Origin of the sequence: Rhodococcus sp. NPDC058521 (assembly GCF_042719695.1) — a bacterium.
In the GTDB taxonomy this organism is placed as follows: Bacteria; Actinomycetota; Actinomycetes; order Mycobacteriales; family Mycobacteriaceae; genus Rhodococcus_F.
In genome coordinates this window covers 92616-108106 of sequence record NZ_JBHXNL010000002.1, presented here as the reverse complement: position 1 = coordinate 108106, position 15491 = coordinate 92616, and the positions used below count along the sequence as shown (strand labels likewise).

The window sequence follows — 15491 nt, the reverse complement described above, 5'->3', positions numbered from 1 at the left end:
CGAGTTACGACGTCCGACCGAACGCCTTCATGACCAACTCGACGGTATCCGCGGCCCGTTCCTCCGGCAGCGGCCTCGGGCCGGTGAGGAAGGCGGAACTGATCAACGGGCCCGTGATGACCTCGCACACCCAGTCTTCGTCCGTGTCGGGCTCGATCTCACCTCGTGCTTTTGCTCGGCGTAGCGCCGCGACGGTCCCGGCGCGACGTGGAGACACGAACCCTTCTACCCAGGTCTGCGCCGCCGACTGATCCTGTCGTATGTCCGCCAGCAGCCCGGGTAGAGCCGCACCGATGACCGGGTCGTTGTAGAAGCGAATCTGATGCTCCTGAAGTGCGAGCAGATCGCCGTGCACAGTGCCGGTGTCGGGTACCGGAGAGACCCCGTATCGGTCGATCAGCGCGGCCACCACCAACGCGGCCTTACCGGCGGCTCGTCGATAGAGCGTCGGTCGCGAGACATCTGCGGCGTCGGCCACCAGCTCGTAGCTGAGGCGACCGTATCCAACATCGGTCAGCACCGAAATGGTCGCGTCGTGGATGCGGGCGTCGACCTCCGGTTTTCGGGGTCGTCCGGATCCACGCTTGCTTCCGGTGTTCAATGTCCGCGCCCTTCGTATGCGACGCCGAGCCCGAAGCTGTCCTCGTGCATTTGGTAGCGAAGGATTCTGCCTTCTCGCACCGTGAACGCAATCACGAACTCGCCGGAGTAATAACCGCATGTACGCGGGAAGCGGTATGCGAAGTTACCGGGGACAAGCACGAGCTCGTTCTCGGTCAGTACAGGGCCGAAGGAGAATGCTTCGCGTTCGGTCTCTTCCAGGAGACAGGTATAGAAGTCGCGTACCGCTTCTGGACCGACCCGGTGGCCGACCCACGGAACGGCGCTCGGATCCCCAGGAACTTCCCAGGAAACCTGCGGGTCCAACAGCGCGATAACGTCCTCGATCCGACCCGCTTCGATGGCCGCGAAGAAGCTGTCGACGACCTCGGCTGGTTCTGCCTGATCGGTGTTTGTCGAAGTGTAGGAATCCATGCTCCGGATTATGTTACAAGTTGTAATGAAAAGCGACCGGCTCCGACAACGAGGAAGGCCCCCGGATCGAAATCCGGGGGCCTTCCTCGTGTGGTTCTTGCTGCTACTGGTCGTAGCCGCGACGGGGATCCTGAATCGGGATCTCCTCCGTCTGGTCACTGTTCCAATCCCGAATCTCTTCGGTCTGGTCCGTGGTCCAGTCACGATCCGAGGCGGGGGCCGCTGCGTATCCGCTGCCCGAATCGTCGGGGTAGTCACCGTCGACGGGTGCGGGCTCGTTCTCGTTTCCATTTCCGCTTCCACGAGCACGAAGTCCCAGCACGAGGCCGGCGATCAACGCGATGACGCCCAAGATTCCGGCGACGATCGGCAGGGTCCGTCCGAACGTGGACAGCTTGTCCATGCCGTCGCGGGCCTGCTGGATCTGGAACTCGATGGTCTCCTCGTTGAACGGAAGATCGACCTTCAGCACGTCGACCTCGGGCTTCGCCTTGTTGCGTGCGTAGTACTGGTGGATCTGCTCCTGGCCCTTGACGATCACGCCCGTCTCGGGCTCGACCCACACGTCGCGCACGTTGGTGTAGTAGCGGGTCATCGTGATGGGCAGCGTGCCACCCGGAACGCCCCAAGTCTCGGCAGGAAGCTGAAGCTTGTTGCTCGGCGACTTCGTGACCTTGGACAGATCGACGGGCTCGACCGTTTGGTTGAAGTGATACACCTTCATGCCGTTGATCTCCGTCTCTTCGACGAAGTTGATGTCCTGCGTGGCACGTGCGTTCAGATCGAAGTAGGGGTAGGACTTCTGCTCTACGTCGAACGGGAACTTGTACTGCAGGCCGTCGCGGGGCAACTCCTCGGCAGGCTTGTTCGGCTCGGTCTGGATGGTGCCGACCGGATCGTCGACCGGCATCGACGTCTTACGGTCCGCTGTGACCTTGTCGACGGTCGCAGACAACAGGCCGGTGTCGCCCTGTTTGTCGGTGCGTCGAACAGTCTGGCCTGCCTGGACGGTGATGACGTCCGAATCCGACGGCTCTTCGGTGGTCACATACCGTTGTGCAACGATCGGCACGTTGGTGTCGACCTCTGCCTTACCGGCGAGAAGAGCCTGAGAGTTGAGCACGCTTCCCGTCCCCTCGGCCACCGTGGTGACTTCGAGGTCCAACGGCGTCTTCGCCAGCTTCCCCACCGTGAAGGTGGGAATGAGGATGGCGACGACCAAGAGGAAGGCACCGAGGCCCACCAGAATGCAAGCAAGAATCCGGCTCGGCCCTGAGCGCTCCGCCATGCTGTCTCTCCTAACTCAGTTCGTCGATATCGGGGTTTCCCACCGGCAACAGGCCTGCGCCGATCGCATGGAGCCCACATCGACACCACGTGAGGCAGAACACTAACAGTCTCGCGCCGACATTTTCCCCATCCCCCGTCGCTTTCGTCCACATAGCGACGCAAGGCACACTATCGAGAATGACCAGTATTGCCGCCCCGTCCCCTCGATCGGCGCCAGTCGTTCGAGGGTTCGTTCCCGCACTCGAGGGATTGCGTGGCGTGGCGGCGCTGGGTGTTCTGGTCACCCACGTTGCATTTCAGACCGGCGCGACCAACATCACGATCCTGGGGAGGGTCGTCGGACGCTTCGATCTCGCGGTTGCTCTCTTCTTCGCCTTGTCCGGATTTCTGTTGTGGCGGTCACACGCTGCGGTTGCGCGCGGATTGGGCACAACTACGCCGATGATGCGGTATTGGGTTTCGCGGGCGACCCGAATCCTGCCCGCCTACTGGGCGGCGGTGGCCATCGTCCTCACGTTTCTCCCCGAGGCGAATGCGAGCTTCCGGAGTTGGTGGGCGAACCTCGCGCTGGTGCAGGTTTTCGTGCCCCTCACCCTCACCTCCGGATTGACCCAGATGTGGAGCCTCTCGGTGGAGGTGGCCTTCTATCTCGTGCTTCCGTTACTGGCCTGGGTCCTGATGCGGGTGCGCGGCGAGCGGGCGCACCTTCGGGTCCCGATGATTCTGGGCGCGGCGCTCGTGTGCCTGTCCTGGGCATTCGTTCCGGTTCCGGCATTGGAGGGCACACACCACGACAACTGGCTGCCCGGATACCTGCCGTGGTTTGCTGCGGGGATGCTGTTGGCGGAGTTGGCGGTGAGCCCGCCTGGAATCGTGCATCGGCTGGCCGCGCACCGGTGGTGGATGCTGGCCGGGGCTCTGCTGGTGTTCGCGCTGACCGCGACCGACCTTGCCGGCCCCGAGGGGCTCGTCCGCCCGGAGCCCTGGCAGTTCGGAATCAAGATCGCTCTCGGGGCTGTCATGAGCTTTCTGTTGATGGCTCCGCTGATCCTCGCGGACTCCGGATCATCGGCGGGCCACCGTTTGCTGGCCAGTGGGCCTGCACTCGCGATCGGACGATGGTCCTACGGCATCTTCATCTGGCACCTGCCGATCCTGGCGATCATCTTCCCGGTCTTCGGCGTCGCCCCGTTCTCGGGGAACTTCCGCTACGTGCTTCTGCTGACCGTCGTACTCAGCATCGCCGTGGCATCGGCGAGCTACGCCTTGGTGGAAGAGCCCGCGCGACGTGCGGTGAAACGCTGGCAGAGTCGGCCGACCCAACTCGAACGCGACAGAGGGATCACGGCGAGTCCGGCGGCGACCAATGCAACGAGCATCGGGAACTGAACCAGGAACGAATGGCCCACATAACCACTGCGTGAGCGCCACGGTCCGGTGGACAGCATCGCGATTCCCGCCACCGACGCAGACCCGGCAAGCAGGACCAGCATCCGAGCAGCGACCGCGGAACCCTTGAATCGTGCCACGGCAAGGGCCAACCCGGAGATCGCCAGGGTGCTGGCGCCGCCCACCGGGCCCGCCACCACGATCGATGCCGCGAAGACCCCGAGCCAGCCGGCGACCGCACTGCGCAGGGCACGCGCCGGTGCACCGTTGTCACGGGTGCGCCGTCCGGGAATCAGGGCCGCGAGCAGCAGTGGAACGAGTAGTGCGAGACCACCGAAGATGCCGAGGCGGTACCAACGGTCCGTCGGGTAGTCGAGTGTGACCGTCCCCGAGGTGCCGGCCGGAACGACCCAGGCCTGCTGCCACCCGTCCACGACGACAGGGGTCAGTTCCGTGCCGTCCGGGGCCGTCGCCACCCAGCCGACGTTGGTGCTCTCGGGAACGACGAGCAACTGGTCTTCGTCCCGTGCCTCCACGGTGGCTTCCCGGTGGTTCTCGCTCCAGGCCGTGGTCGGCACTTCGGTGTTGGTGCCGCCACCGGGTTCGAGCATTGCTGCCGGGGTGTTCAGACGCAGATGGTCGACGAAGAAGGCGGAGGAGGGGGACACCACGACGTCTTGTCGTCCCCCGGCGAGTGCCACCGATTCGTCGCTGCCGCACGGGGTGGCCGGAATCGGGTCACCGGCGGCGATCTCGCCGACCGTGGCGGTGATGCTGGTACGAATCTGCTTCCCGGACACCGACACGACGGGACCGTCCGAGCACGGAATGGTGACGGTTCGCCCGTTCGCCTCTTCCTTCGGGAGCACGCCCGATCCTGGCAGCGGCACGCCGTTGGTCCCGAGGACACCCACTTCTGCGATCCCGGTGGGTTGGAGCTGGGGGAACCCGAGGGCTGTGAGATCGAGCTGGTCCTCCCACGAGGCGATGCTCAGAACGATCTTGTCGGTGACGGCCGGATCCAGGTCGATCGGACCGCTGCCGTCCACTTTGCGGACCTGGGGGCCGGTTCCGAGATCGACGGCGACCCCGGTCGGTGCTGCGGGCAACTGACCTTTGCCGAGAGTGAGGTCGAGGCCCGTGACGCGCGTCGGTTCGGGAAGGTCGATGGTGAGCGTGGGTTTCGCTCCGCCGCCGCGAGTCGTGGCTTGCGGGGCGGTCCAGGTGGTGCGGGGATCGCCGTCGGTTGCCGCGAACGCGGAACCTCGAAGATCGCCGACGTCGCTGCGGCCGTGGGCAGACGGCCGGTCGGCCCCGGCGAGCAGTTCTTCGAGCGCTTCGCCGTAGCGGGCCCGAACCCACAGCTCGGGGGTGACCGTGGTGGGCTCGGGTACCGAGAGAGTCCGGTCGAACATCCCGGCCTCTTCCGGTGCGAGTGTGAAGGAGTTCGAACAGCGCACCCGGTTCGGTGATTCCACGCAGCTGGGTCGGCCGGGCAACTCCTGAGCGAGGTCCCAACCCGTGACGGTGGCGTCCGGTGGAGTCTCGGGTAGGACGGTTCGGAACCGAATGGGCACGGTTTGCGGGTCGTTGCTGTCGGAGAAGTCCTCGACCGACACCTCGCTGATCCCGAATTGTGTTCCGGGCGAGCCGTCTTCGGTGTGTGTCGCCGTGACGCGCACCCACGGCGTCTCGCCACCGGGGATGGACACGACGGTCGGTTCACCCGGTTCGTCGACCTTCACGGATGTGCTGCCGTTCGGGGTACTGATCTCGAGCCAACGCACCGGGGCGCCGATGGCGGCAGGGCTGGTGGTGACGCGCAGCAATCCGCTGGTGATCGGTTTGTCGAGGTCGATCTGCAGCCACTGTCCGAGGGCCCGTTCGATTCCGTTGCTGAACCAACCGGTCGCCGGGTCCTCGTCCACCGTTGCTGCCGGACGGCTCGCGGGGGAGGTGCCGCCGAGTTGGGTCGCATCGGAGGCGGAACTCGAGACGGTGATCTCGCCGCCTTCCCACTCGCCCTGCACGAGCGGCGCGCCCTCGACGGGATAGTCGGGGACGAGGTTGTGCGTGCTGCGTGACTGTTCGGGCGTGCGGAGTGCGGAGCTGTGGTTGTCCACCTGCCCGAAATCGGTTTCACGGTTTCTCGGTGTGTCGGTGACTCGCACCGCGTCCACCGGAATGCCCGCACGCTCGGCATCGGATGCCAGAAGAACGGGCCCCGCGCCAGGACGTGATCCACGCTCGTTCAACCGTTGAATCGTTTCGGGGCCACCCTGAACACGAGGGGTGTCCGCGAGATTCACGGTGTAGGGGCCGCTGGGGGTCGTCGACCGGTCGGGCATCGAGACCTCGTAGATCTGCACTGCGGGATACCGTGGGCGGAGGTCGCCGTCCGACACCAGACCCTCGACCTTTCGCGGACCGATGTCCTCGCCGAACTCGGCCACCCGCTCTATTCCCGGCGAACGCTCGATCGCCTGATGGGCCATCATCGGGCGGGTGGACCGTGACGTCTCGGGATCGAGGTCGTTGCGCATCACGAGGTAGTGGATGCCCTGCCCGAGGAGAGTTGCAGCGAGACCGTCCGAGGGCCGGCCGTCCGTGACGAGGCGTTGAATCGAGTCCATCGCGCGAATGGTTCCCGGCGGTGTCAACGGCACCGCGTCGCGGACCGCCCATGGAGTGCTCGCCAATGCCTGGAGAGGTTCGTCGCGGGTCAGGCCCCACACCTGGCTGCCGAAGGGCGCACCCGGGATCACCAGTGCCCGTTGCGCATCCGAACCGTCCGGGCTGTCACCGGAGGCGTTCTCGTCGAGCCACTGCGCGGCTTGGTGCCAGTACTCCGGGACCTCGGGGTACGTTCCGCGTGGTGCGAGCTTGCCGGTCCAGGCCAGCGAGGTGGCAAGTGTCAGGGCGACCATCAGAAGACTGGTGACGGCGACCATCGGTTCGCGTTCGGGATGGGCGAGGGCACCGCGCCAACGCGCGAACGGAACAGAGCCGGGCAGCGGCACCTTGGCGAGCAGGTGCGCGAGTCCGAGGACCAGAGGTATCCGCACCAGCGGTTCGAGCTTGTGCACGTTGCGCAGTGGCGCACCGCTGGAATCGAGGAAGTGTCGAACCTGTTCTGCGAAAGGCGATCCGAGTTCGCCGACGTATCCTGCCGAAAGGCCGACCACACCGACCAGCAGAATCAGGGCGAGGCGTCCTCGTGCCGGCATTGCGCGCATGCAGAGTCCGGCGATGCCGGCCGCGGCGATGAGACCGGTTGCGACCACGGCCGCCGGCTGGGTGACGAGTACTGCGCCGGCGATGCGTTCGGGGGAGACGAACGGAGTCCAGCTGTCGGTTCCACGAAGGATCTCGGCCAGCGAGGTCCACTGGGTGGTTACACCGGCGGATTCGATGTAGTCGAGGAACGGTGGGCTCACCCGGCCCAACAGGAGCAACGGGACGATCCACCACAGCGTGGCGAGTCCGATGAACGGAAACCACCACGCGCTGAACACGAGCCATCGCCGATTGGGCCGGTGCGCGACCCACCACAGACCCGCCACGAGGCATGCGGCTCCGGTCGCCACCGCATTGACGGCGCCCATCAGAGCCACTGCCGTCGCAGACTGTGCCGCCAACCGGCGGAGAGATTCACGTCCGTCGTGATCGAGTGCGATCACGACGGGAAGCAGCACCCACGGCGCCAACATCATCGGAAGCGTTTCCGACGAGATCGAGCCGAGTGTGGTCAGAACTCGGGGCGAGAGTGCGAACGCGGCCGCCGCAATGATCCGGGAACTCCGGCTGCCCACGCCCAATGCCTCGGCCAGTCGCACCACGCCCCAGAAACCGGCGACCAGTAGCAGGGCCCACCACAGGCGCTGGGTGATCCAGGCAGGCAGGCCGAGAACATCACCGAGTGCGAAGAACGGACCGTGCGGAAAGAAGTAGCCGTAGGCCTGATTCTGCACCTGCCCCATGGGGGCCTGGGTGCTCCACTGATGTGATGCGCGCGCCAGAAATCCGAGTGGGTTCTCGGAAAGGTCGTACTTCGTGTCGGCGGCCAGACGGCCGGGCGATTGGAGAAAAGCTAGAAGAAGCGCAACGACGGAAGCGCCGAACAGCCACCGCCGTGACAGTGAACGGGAACTCGGGAAGCCGGCGTCCTCAGCGGGTGCCGTATTCAACCTGGTTCAGGACCGACGAATCAGCGTTGCCGCTGCGGTCGATCTCCGGGCGAGTGTTGTCCTGGGCGGCGAAAGTGACGCCGACGACGGCCACCACGCCGACAACGGCACCGATCGCGGCGCTCGCTGCACCGGGGACAAGGAACTTCGCCATCTCTGATCTCCCACCGTCATGCCGTCGACATGCGCGAGCTGCGCGCATGGTCTCGAGTCGAGTTGCTCGGGCCAAGGTATCACTTGTTCGGCCCCGCGCGGTTGTCAGGACCGGACTGTCCGGCCTTCACCTGCCCGGCGGAACGATCAGTACGGGTCGGTGACTGTGTCGCAGGACGTGGTCGGCGACGCTGCTCTGGAGCAGGGAGCGAAGCCCGGTTGTGCCACGCGTGCCCGTCACGATGATGTCCACGTCGAGTTCGTCCGCGGTTTCGACGATTGCGGTCCAGATGGTCGTCGTGCACTCGGCGCATCGACCTTCCGCGTCGATGCCGGTCTTGCGGGCCAACTCGAGGCCCTCGTCGTTCGTGACCTTCGCGTCGGTGTACGCGACGTCCTCACCTTCGTCGTCCGGGGCCCACTCGGGTTGCATGACGCCGGACAGTCCGGACATCCGAGCTGCCTGGCGCACCATCGGCTCCCATGCAGTGACGACAACGGCTCGGGTCGACGCGAGAAAGCGCCCCGCGTACTCGATGGCACGCTTGGAATTGTCGGACCCGTCGTATGCGATGAGCATGAGACCTGCGGCCACCACTACCTCCTCGTCAGGGGCTTCGGTTCACCCCCAGATTACCAAGAGGCAGGGCGATCGAGACTGGATCGAAGTCCTCTTCGGAAGACTCGACTACCGTCGTCTTCATGCGATTCAAGTTTGCGTTCGCTCTCGCGGCCTGCGCCGGCCTCGTCGCCGGCTGCTCATCGGACGACGGGAGCACGGCGTCGCCCTCGAGTTCCCCTTCGCCGGCGTCCTCGTCGGACGCGGCTACCGGTAGCTCTGCATCCACGGCAGAGGCGGCGGCGCCCGCGTGTGGCCAGGAGGCCGTCGATTCGCTACCGCTGCGGCGCAAACTTGCCCAGTTGCTCGACGTCGGTGTGACCGGAACGGCCGATGCGTTGCGGGTCGTGCAGAACGAGCAGGTCGGTGGGATCTTCGTCGGCAGTTGGACAGACGACTCCATGCTCGCCAACCGTGAGGTTCAGCAGGTGGCTGCGGCCTCGGACCTTCCGTTGACCGTAAGTATCGACGAGGAGGGCGGGCGCGTGTCGCGAGTCGAGGATCTGCTCGGCGCCGACCCTTCTGCCCGTGAGACCGCGCAGACCATGACGGAGGAACAGACCTACCAGATGGCGCTCGAGCGCGGGCGCGGATTGAAGGACCTGGGCATCACGGTGAACTTCGCGCCGGATGTGGATGTGAGCAGTCAGCCGGACGATTCGGTCATCGGCGATCGTTCGTACTCCGACGATCCGGAGGTCGTGACGCGCTACGCGGCCGCCTATGCCAGAGGCATGCGCGACGCGGGAGTGACACCCGTGTTCAAGCACTTCCCCGGCCACGGTTCGGGCTCCGGTGATTCGCACACCGGCGCCGTGACGACGCCCCCGCTCGATCAACTGCAGACGAAGGATCTCGTTCCCTATCGCACTCTGATTCCTGCCGGCGGTGCCGTGATGCTCGGCCACCTCGACGTTCCCGGGCTTACTCAGCCCGGAATTCCGGCCAGCATCAGTCCCGAAGCGGTCGAACTGTTGCGTAGCGGTGGGTACGGCGGCGAGCCCTTCACGGGTCCGATCTACACGGACGACCTCAGTGGCATGAAGGCCATCACGGACCGCTACGACATCCCGCAGGCGGTCGAGACAGCACTCGCGGCAGGCGTGGACGTCGCGTTGTGGTTGACGGCCGAGGATGTTCCCCGTGTACTCGACCATCTCGAAAGCGCTGTTGCGTCAGGAAGTTTGCCGCAAGAACGTGTCGACGAGGCGGTCGTCGCCGTGGCTCGCGCCAAGGGTGTCGTCACCTGTTAGTGTGAACGCGCCGACACAGACAAGTCGGCCATGTCGAGCATTCGGGGAATTTCACGATGAACGTACGTCGGTCGATGCTTGCGCTCTGCCTGCTCGGCATGTCGACGCTGGGGAGCGTTGCTTTCGCGACGCCCGCGTCGGCGACCACCGCAGTGTGCCAGGAAGGGCATTCGTGCCCGGCCGAGCCGATCGAGTGCCCCTACGGGTGGGGCCTGAACTGGGGCACGTTCTCGTTCGAGTGGAAACAGGAGGCTTACTGCCTCGATCCCCGGGCTGTTGTGACCCCCGAACGGCAGGCGCAGCGCGATCGCGGCTACGCGGACGTGTAGCGCGAACCGGTTTGGTGCTTCGGTCCTGATCCTTCGTTACTTACCGTAGAGTAAGATAGGCGTTTCGATCAGGTCTGGAGGACATATGGCTGGCGGCACCAAGAGACTGCCGCGCGCGGTACGTGAGCAGCAGATGCTCGACGCTGCCGTCGACGTGTTCTCCGACAGGGGTTTCCACGAGACCTCGATGGACGTGATCGCGGCCAGGGCCGAGATCTCCAAACCGATGCTCTACCTGTACTACGGGTCGAAAGACGAACTGTTCGCTGCCTGCATTCAACGTGAGGCGCTGCGATTCGTCGAAGCCCTCGGCCCTGCGGGCGATCCCACGCTGTCGCCGCGTGAACAGCTGCGGGTCGCACTGAGTAGCTTCCTCGGGTTCGTGGGGGCTCACCGTAAATCGTGGATGGTGCTGTATCGACAGGCCATCGGGCAGCAGGCCTTCATGGGGCAGGTCCAGTCGAGCCGTGACCGCTTGGTGGAGTTGACCGCCCAACTGCTGTCGTCGAGTACGAAAGACCCGGGGCAGAAGGATTTCGGTCTGATGGCAACGGCTCTCGTCGGTGCCGGTGAGGCGGTTGCCGACCGGGTGGCCGGTGGAGACGTCGAAGTCGATACCGCGGTGGACCTCCTCGAATCCCTCGCCTGGCGCGGCCTGTCCGGCAAGAAGTAGTCCGAATCCGTCTGAGAGGGCTCTCCTCGCAGATGTGCGAAAAAGGGGCCTGCTGTTCGCGAATGCGAAGGACAGGCCCCTTTTCGGTGTCGGAAGCTACTGCAACGTTGCCGTGAGGTGCGGGTAGCCCTTCTTCGGGTGCTTGATCGAGAGATCCCACCCTTCGTCGGACCGATCCGCGTACACGTTCAGAGTGGCCGGCAACAGAATCGGCTTGCCGAAGCGCACGCTGTAGGTGACGGCATCCGGGATGCGCCCCTCCACGGCACCCAGCACGGTGGCCGCACTCCACATGCCGTGAGCGATGGTGCGCGGGAACCCGAATGCCTTAGCGCCCAAGGTCGACACGTGGATCGGGTTGCGATCGCCCGAGACCGCCGCGTACTTGCCGATGATCGACCGATCGACCCGCTGGGTGCGCAGCGGAGGAGGCGGAACCTCGTCCTGCTTGGGCTCGGGACCGGGCTGACCGGAAAGCGACGTCTTCTGCTGGTTCAGGAAGGTGGACGTCTGTCGCCACACCAGTTCCCGGCCGACACGAATCTCGCTGATCAGATCGACCAGGAGTCCCTTCCGGTGCTCACGCAGATTCTCAGCGTGGACGGCGATGTCGAGTGGCTCGCTCACCGAGATCGGACGGAACTGCTCGATCACGTTCTCCGCGTGCACGGAACCCATTGCGGCGAAGGGGAAGTCCTTCGACACCATAAGCTTCATCACGATGGGGAACACCAAGGTGAACGGGTACGTGAGCGGCAGCGTGTCGCCGAACCGCAGCCCGGTGGCTCGGGCGTATGCAGCCAGATTGTCCGGATCGACGCGAACCCCTTCGAGTTCCAGGGTTTGCGACGGCAGGTTGCGCCCGCCGCTGGCGCCGACGACCGGCAACGCGCTACGAACCGCGCCGGTGTAGACGTCGAGTGTGCTCGGCTTCTCCGTGAGCTTGACGACCTTGCCCACGATCATGCACCCAGCAGGCTCTGGCCGCAGACGCGGACGACCTGGCCGGTGACGGCGTTCGAGGCGGGGCTCGCGAAGTACGCGACGGTCTCGGCGACGTCGACGGTCTCGCCGCCCTGAAGCAGCGAGCTCATGCGGCGTCCAGCCTCACGGGTGGCGAACGGAATCGCGGCCGTCATCGCGGTCTCGATGAAGCCCGGTGCCACCGCGTTGATGGTGATGGCCTTCTTCGCCAGAACCGGAGCCTCCGCGTGGACGACGCCGATGACACCGGCCTTGGAAGTGCCGTAGTTGGTCTGGCCGCGGTTGCCCGCAATGCCCGCGATGGAGGACACGTCGATGACACGGCCACCCTCTTTGAGGGCGCCGGTCGAGACGAGGTGCTCCGTGATCTTCTGCGGGGCGAGGAGGTTCACGCCGATGACCATGTCCCAACGCGACTCGTCCATGTTGGCGAGAGTCTTGTCGCGGGTGATGCCGGCGTTGTGCACGATGATGTCTGCGCCGCCGTGACGCTCGAGCACGTGGTCGGACAGAACCTTCCCGGCGTCGTCTGCCGTGACATCGAGTGCGAGGGACGTGCCGCCCACCTTGTTGGCGGTCTCCGACAGAGCCTCGCCGGCCTGCGGGATGTCGGCGCAGATCACATGCGCACCGTCACGCGAGAGCACCTCGGCGATGGTGGCACCGATGCCGCGGGCAGCGCCGGTGACGATGGCGACCTTGCCGTCGAGCGGCTTGTCCCAGCTCTCGGGTGCGGTCGAATCCTCGGCGCCGACATTGATGACCTGGCCACTCACGAAAGCGGACTTGGCCGACAACAGGAAGCGCAGGGTCGACTCGAGGCCGGAAACGCCGGCAGAAGCCTTCGGCGAGACGTACACGAGCTGAGCCGTGGCGCCGCGCTTGACCTCCTTGCCTACACTGCGGGTGAAGCCTTCGAGGGCGCGCTGAGCGATGTGCTCGTCGACGCTCGAGGTCTCGTCCGGGGTGGTACCGATGACCACGACGCGGGCGCTGGGCGCCAGGTTGCGGATGACGGGCTGGAAGAACTTGTACAGCTGGTCGAGTTCCTCGACCTTGGTGATTCCCGTCGCATCGAAGACGAGCGCACCGAACTTGTCGTCGTGCGCCTGTGCCGCGGGGTAGTCGGAGAGCATCGCGCGCAGCGGCTCGACGAGGCGCCCTTCGCCGCCGATGAGCACGGGGCCGGCGAGTGCGGGTTCACCTGCCTTGTAGCGGCGCAGCGTCTCCGGTCGGGGGAGTCCGGCCTTGGATGCGATGAACGCACCCGGGCCGGACGAGAGGAACTGGGAATAGAGGTCGGGAGCTCCCTTGCTGGCTGCCACGGTCCTACCTTCTGTCGTCGTTTGGCGGTCAGTCACCGAGCACTGTTTCCAATGCGGTGTCGACAAGTAACTTACTCCTGAGTAAGAATAGTAGCCAACAGGTAATCGCACCAGACCTTGGAGACGTCAGTGACCAGCAAAGCTCGTACCACCTCGAACTCCGCTTCGGCACCGAAGGCCGGCGGAAAGCAGCAGCGCCCCGTCGCTATCGTCGGCGGCAACCGCATCCCGTTCGCACGCTCCGACAAGGCGTACGCGCAGGCTTCCAACCAGGACATGTTGACGGCCACCGTCGACGGTCTGGTCAGCCGTTTCAACCTGCAGGGTGCGCAGCTCGGCATGGTTGCGGCCGGTGCGGTCCTCAAGCACAGCCGCGATTTCAATCTCGTTCGTGAGACGGTCCTCGGCAGCGCACTGAGCCCGTACACCCCTGCCTTCGACATCCAGCAGGCATGTGGAACCGGCCTTCAGGCGATCACCGCGGTGGCAGACGGCATCGCCGCAGGTCGCTACGACGCCGCGATCGGTGGCGGCGTGGACACCACGTCCGATGCGCCGATCGGTGTCAACGACGATCTCCGTGAGTTCCTGCTCTCCCTCAACCGGGCGAAGTCCACCGGCGACCGCATCAAGCTGCTCGGCAACGTCCGCGCTTCGATGCTCGGTCTCGAGATCCCGCGAAACGGCGAGCCGCGTACCGGCAAGTCGATGGGTGACCACGCTGCGATCACGGCCAAGGAATTCGGAATCGCGCGCGAGGCGCAGGACGAACTGGCCGCTGCGAGCCACAAGAACATGGCTGCCGCCTACGACCGTGGCTTCTTCGACGACCTGATCACCCCGTTCCTGGGCCTGACCCGCGACGACAACCTGCGTCCGGGTTCGACCGTAGAGAAGCTGTCGACCCTCAAGCCGGTGTTCGGCACCAAGCTCGGCGACGCAACCATGACGGCCGGCAACTCCACCCCGCTCACCGATGGCGCTTCCGCGGTTCTGCTGTCGAGCGACGAATGGGCCGCCGAGCGCAACCTCCCGGTTCTCGCCCACTTCGTGGACTCCGAGACCGCTGCGGTCGATTACGTGCACGGCAAGGACGGGTTGTTGATGGCCCCGACCTACGCCATCCCGCGTCTGCTGAAGCGCAACGGACTCACCCTTCAGGACTTCGACTACTACGAGATCCACGAGGCCTTCGCTTCTGTGGTTCTCGCCACACTGCAGGCGTTCGAGTCGGACGAGTACTGCAAGGAACGTCTGGGCCTCGACGGAGCGCTCGGGTCGATCGACCGCAGCAAGCTCAACGTCAACGGTTCCTCGCTCGCAGCGGGTCACCCGTTCGCCGCGACCGGTGGCCGCATCGTCGCTTCGCTCGCGAAGATGCTGGCAGAGAAGGGTTCGGGCCGCGGCCTGATCTCCATCTGCGCCGCAGGTGGGCAGGGCGTCACCGCCATCATCGAGCGGTAGAAAACTCTTCTTCCCGGCGTTTGCTCGGTCTTCACCGTGACCGAAGCAGACGCCGGAAAGCAGCGTGATCGGGGATCCGACGACGAGGGGTGGTCGGATCCCCGAATCATTTTCGAGATCTTTTTTTCGTGGTTGTAACGCTGAGGGTTTGCTGGCGATATCCATGTCAGCCCCGTGTTGCTGCCTGACCCCCGACCTGGCAGCAGCGCGGGGCTCCTGTTTCTCTAAGTAGAATGGCTCGCGACGCGGCCGGGTTCGTGCAACTTTGTGCAACCTGTGGACGACACGAGTGGACGTCGGTCCGAAGGCCCAGCATGACCACGAATCAGCGAGAGGCCAACGGTGAACGACCACGAAGGCGGCAGAGACGATCGGGATAGCGATCGACTGTCACCGAATCTCCACAATCCTGCCGATGCTGATGCGCCGACGGAAGCAGTGCCCACGACACCACCGGCCGGACGGCACAGTGCTACCGACGAGACGCCCACCGAGTTCATCCCCGTGGTGCCGCAGGACACGCGCCCGCAAGCGCCCTACGCCGCGGCCCCGAACCCGCCGCACGGTGCTCCGGACGAGGCCACTGCGGTGTTCGCCCAGAACCAGGAAGGCGGCCCGAATCCGGGTTACACCGGCGCCGAACCCCCCGTTCGACCGGTTCCACCCACCTCCGGCGGCGAAGAGTCGTCCGCATCGGGGCGGCCGTGGAAGAAGGTCGGGCTGATTGCGGGTGGCGTCTTCGCGGTTCTGGCGGTCGGATACGTCGCCGATCTGGCCGTGTCCTCGGGAA

General features: G+C 65.3%; 12 protein-coding genes and 1 pseudogene. 5 read left to right on the top strand and 8 right to left on the bottom strand.

Annotated elements, in window-relative coordinates; all coding sequences use genetic code 11:
• Positions 1–4: 4 nt before the first annotated feature.
• From ACFWO3_RS04615 to ACFWO3_RS04605, 3 genes are all read right to left on the bottom strand, one after another.
• The gene (locus tag ACFWO3_RS04615) at positions 5–601 is read right to left on the bottom strand and encodes a TetR/AcrR family transcriptional regulator (RefSeq protein WP_378574272.1); all 597 of its coding nucleotides are present in this window, start codon (positions 599–601) and stop codon (positions 5–7) included.
• Complete coding sequence (locus ACFWO3_RS04610) at positions 598–1035, bottom strand: nuclear transport factor 2 family protein (protein ID WP_378574270.1); 438 nt, start codon at positions 1033–1035, stop codon at positions 598–600. The genes ACFWO3_RS04615 and ACFWO3_RS04610 overlap by 4 nt, the downstream gene beginning before the upstream one ends.
• Before the next feature lie 103 nt (positions 1036–1138).
• Positions 1139–2323, bottom strand: a complete 1185-nt coding sequence (locus tag ACFWO3_RS04605; protein ID WP_378574268.1) for a DUF3068 domain-containing protein — start codon at positions 2321–2323, stop codon at positions 1139–1141.
• Between the two features lie 179 nt (positions 2324–2502).
• Between ACFWO3_RS04605 and ACFWO3_RS04600 the strand changes: the two are divergent.
• A pseudogene (locus ACFWO3_RS04600) lies at positions 2503–3564 on the top strand (acyltransferase family protein); the annotation flags it as partial.
• A gap of 20 nt (positions 3565–3584) precedes the next feature.
• Here ACFWO3_RS04600 and ACFWO3_RS04595 read toward each other — a convergent pair.
• From ACFWO3_RS04595 to ACFWO3_RS04585, 3 genes are all read right to left on the bottom strand, one after another.
• Positions 3585–7901: an alpha-(1->3)-arabinofuranosyltransferase gene (locus tag ACFWO3_RS04595; RefSeq protein WP_378574266.1), complete on the bottom strand. Its 4317-nt coding sequence runs from the start codon at positions 7899–7901 to the stop codon at positions 3585–3587.
• Positions 7882–8055 carry a DUF2613 domain-containing protein gene (locus ACFWO3_RS04590; RefSeq protein ID WP_378574264.1) on the bottom strand — a complete coding sequence of 58 codons (174 nt, stop codon included), beginning with the start codon at positions 8053–8055 and terminating at the stop codon, positions 7882–7884. The genes ACFWO3_RS04595 and ACFWO3_RS04590 overlap by 20 nt, the downstream gene beginning before the upstream one ends.
• Positions 8056–8181: 126 nt before the next feature.
• On the bottom strand, positions 8182–8649 hold the full coding sequence (locus tag ACFWO3_RS04585) for a universal stress protein (protein ID WP_378574262.1): 468 nt from the start codon (positions 8647–8649) through the stop codon (positions 8182–8184).
• A gap of 107 nt (positions 8650–8756) precedes the next feature.
• Between ACFWO3_RS04585 and ACFWO3_RS04580 the strand changes: the two genes are divergently transcribed.
• The 3 genes from ACFWO3_RS04580 to ACFWO3_RS04570 all read left to right on the top strand — a co-directional run bounded on the left by ACFWO3_RS04580 (position 8757) and on the right by ACFWO3_RS04570 (position 10928).
• A complete protein-coding gene (locus ACFWO3_RS04580; protein WP_378574260.1) occupies positions 8757–9926 on the top strand; it encodes a glycoside hydrolase family 3 N-terminal domain-containing protein in 1170 nt (389 codons plus the stop codon).
• A gap of 56 nt (positions 9927–9982) precedes the next feature.
• Entirely contained in the window at positions 9983–10255 is a 273-nt protein-coding gene (locus ACFWO3_RS04575; protein ID WP_378574258.1) for a hypothetical protein, read from the top strand.
• Positions 10256–10340: 85 nt separating this feature from the next.
• Positions 10341–10928, top strand: a complete 588-nt coding sequence (locus ACFWO3_RS04570) for a TetR/AcrR family transcriptional regulator (RefSeq protein WP_378574256.1) — start codon at positions 10341–10343, stop codon at positions 10926–10928.
• 96 nt (positions 10929–11024) lie between these two features.
• Here ACFWO3_RS04570 and ACFWO3_RS04565 read toward each other — a convergent pair whose 3' ends face one another.
• Positions 11025–11894: a MaoC/PaaZ C-terminal domain-containing protein gene (locus tag ACFWO3_RS04565; RefSeq protein WP_378574254.1), complete on the bottom strand. Its 870-nt coding sequence runs from the start codon at positions 11892–11894 to the stop codon at positions 11025–11027.
• Positions 11891–13237 (bottom strand): 3-oxoacyl-ACP reductase, encoded by a 1347-nt coding sequence (locus tag ACFWO3_RS04560; protein WP_378574252.1) that lies wholly within the window; start codon positions 13235–13237, stop codon positions 11891–11893. The genes ACFWO3_RS04565 and ACFWO3_RS04560 overlap by 4 nt, the downstream gene beginning before the upstream one ends.
• A 129-nt stretch (positions 13238–13366) precedes the next feature.
• Between ACFWO3_RS04560 and ACFWO3_RS04555 the strand changes: the two genes are divergently transcribed.
• Positions 13367–14701 (top strand): acetyl-CoA C-acetyltransferase, encoded by a 1335-nt coding sequence (locus ACFWO3_RS04555; protein WP_378574249.1) that lies wholly within the window; start codon positions 13367–13369, stop codon positions 14699–14701.
• Positions 14702–15491 lie beyond the last annotated feature (790 nt).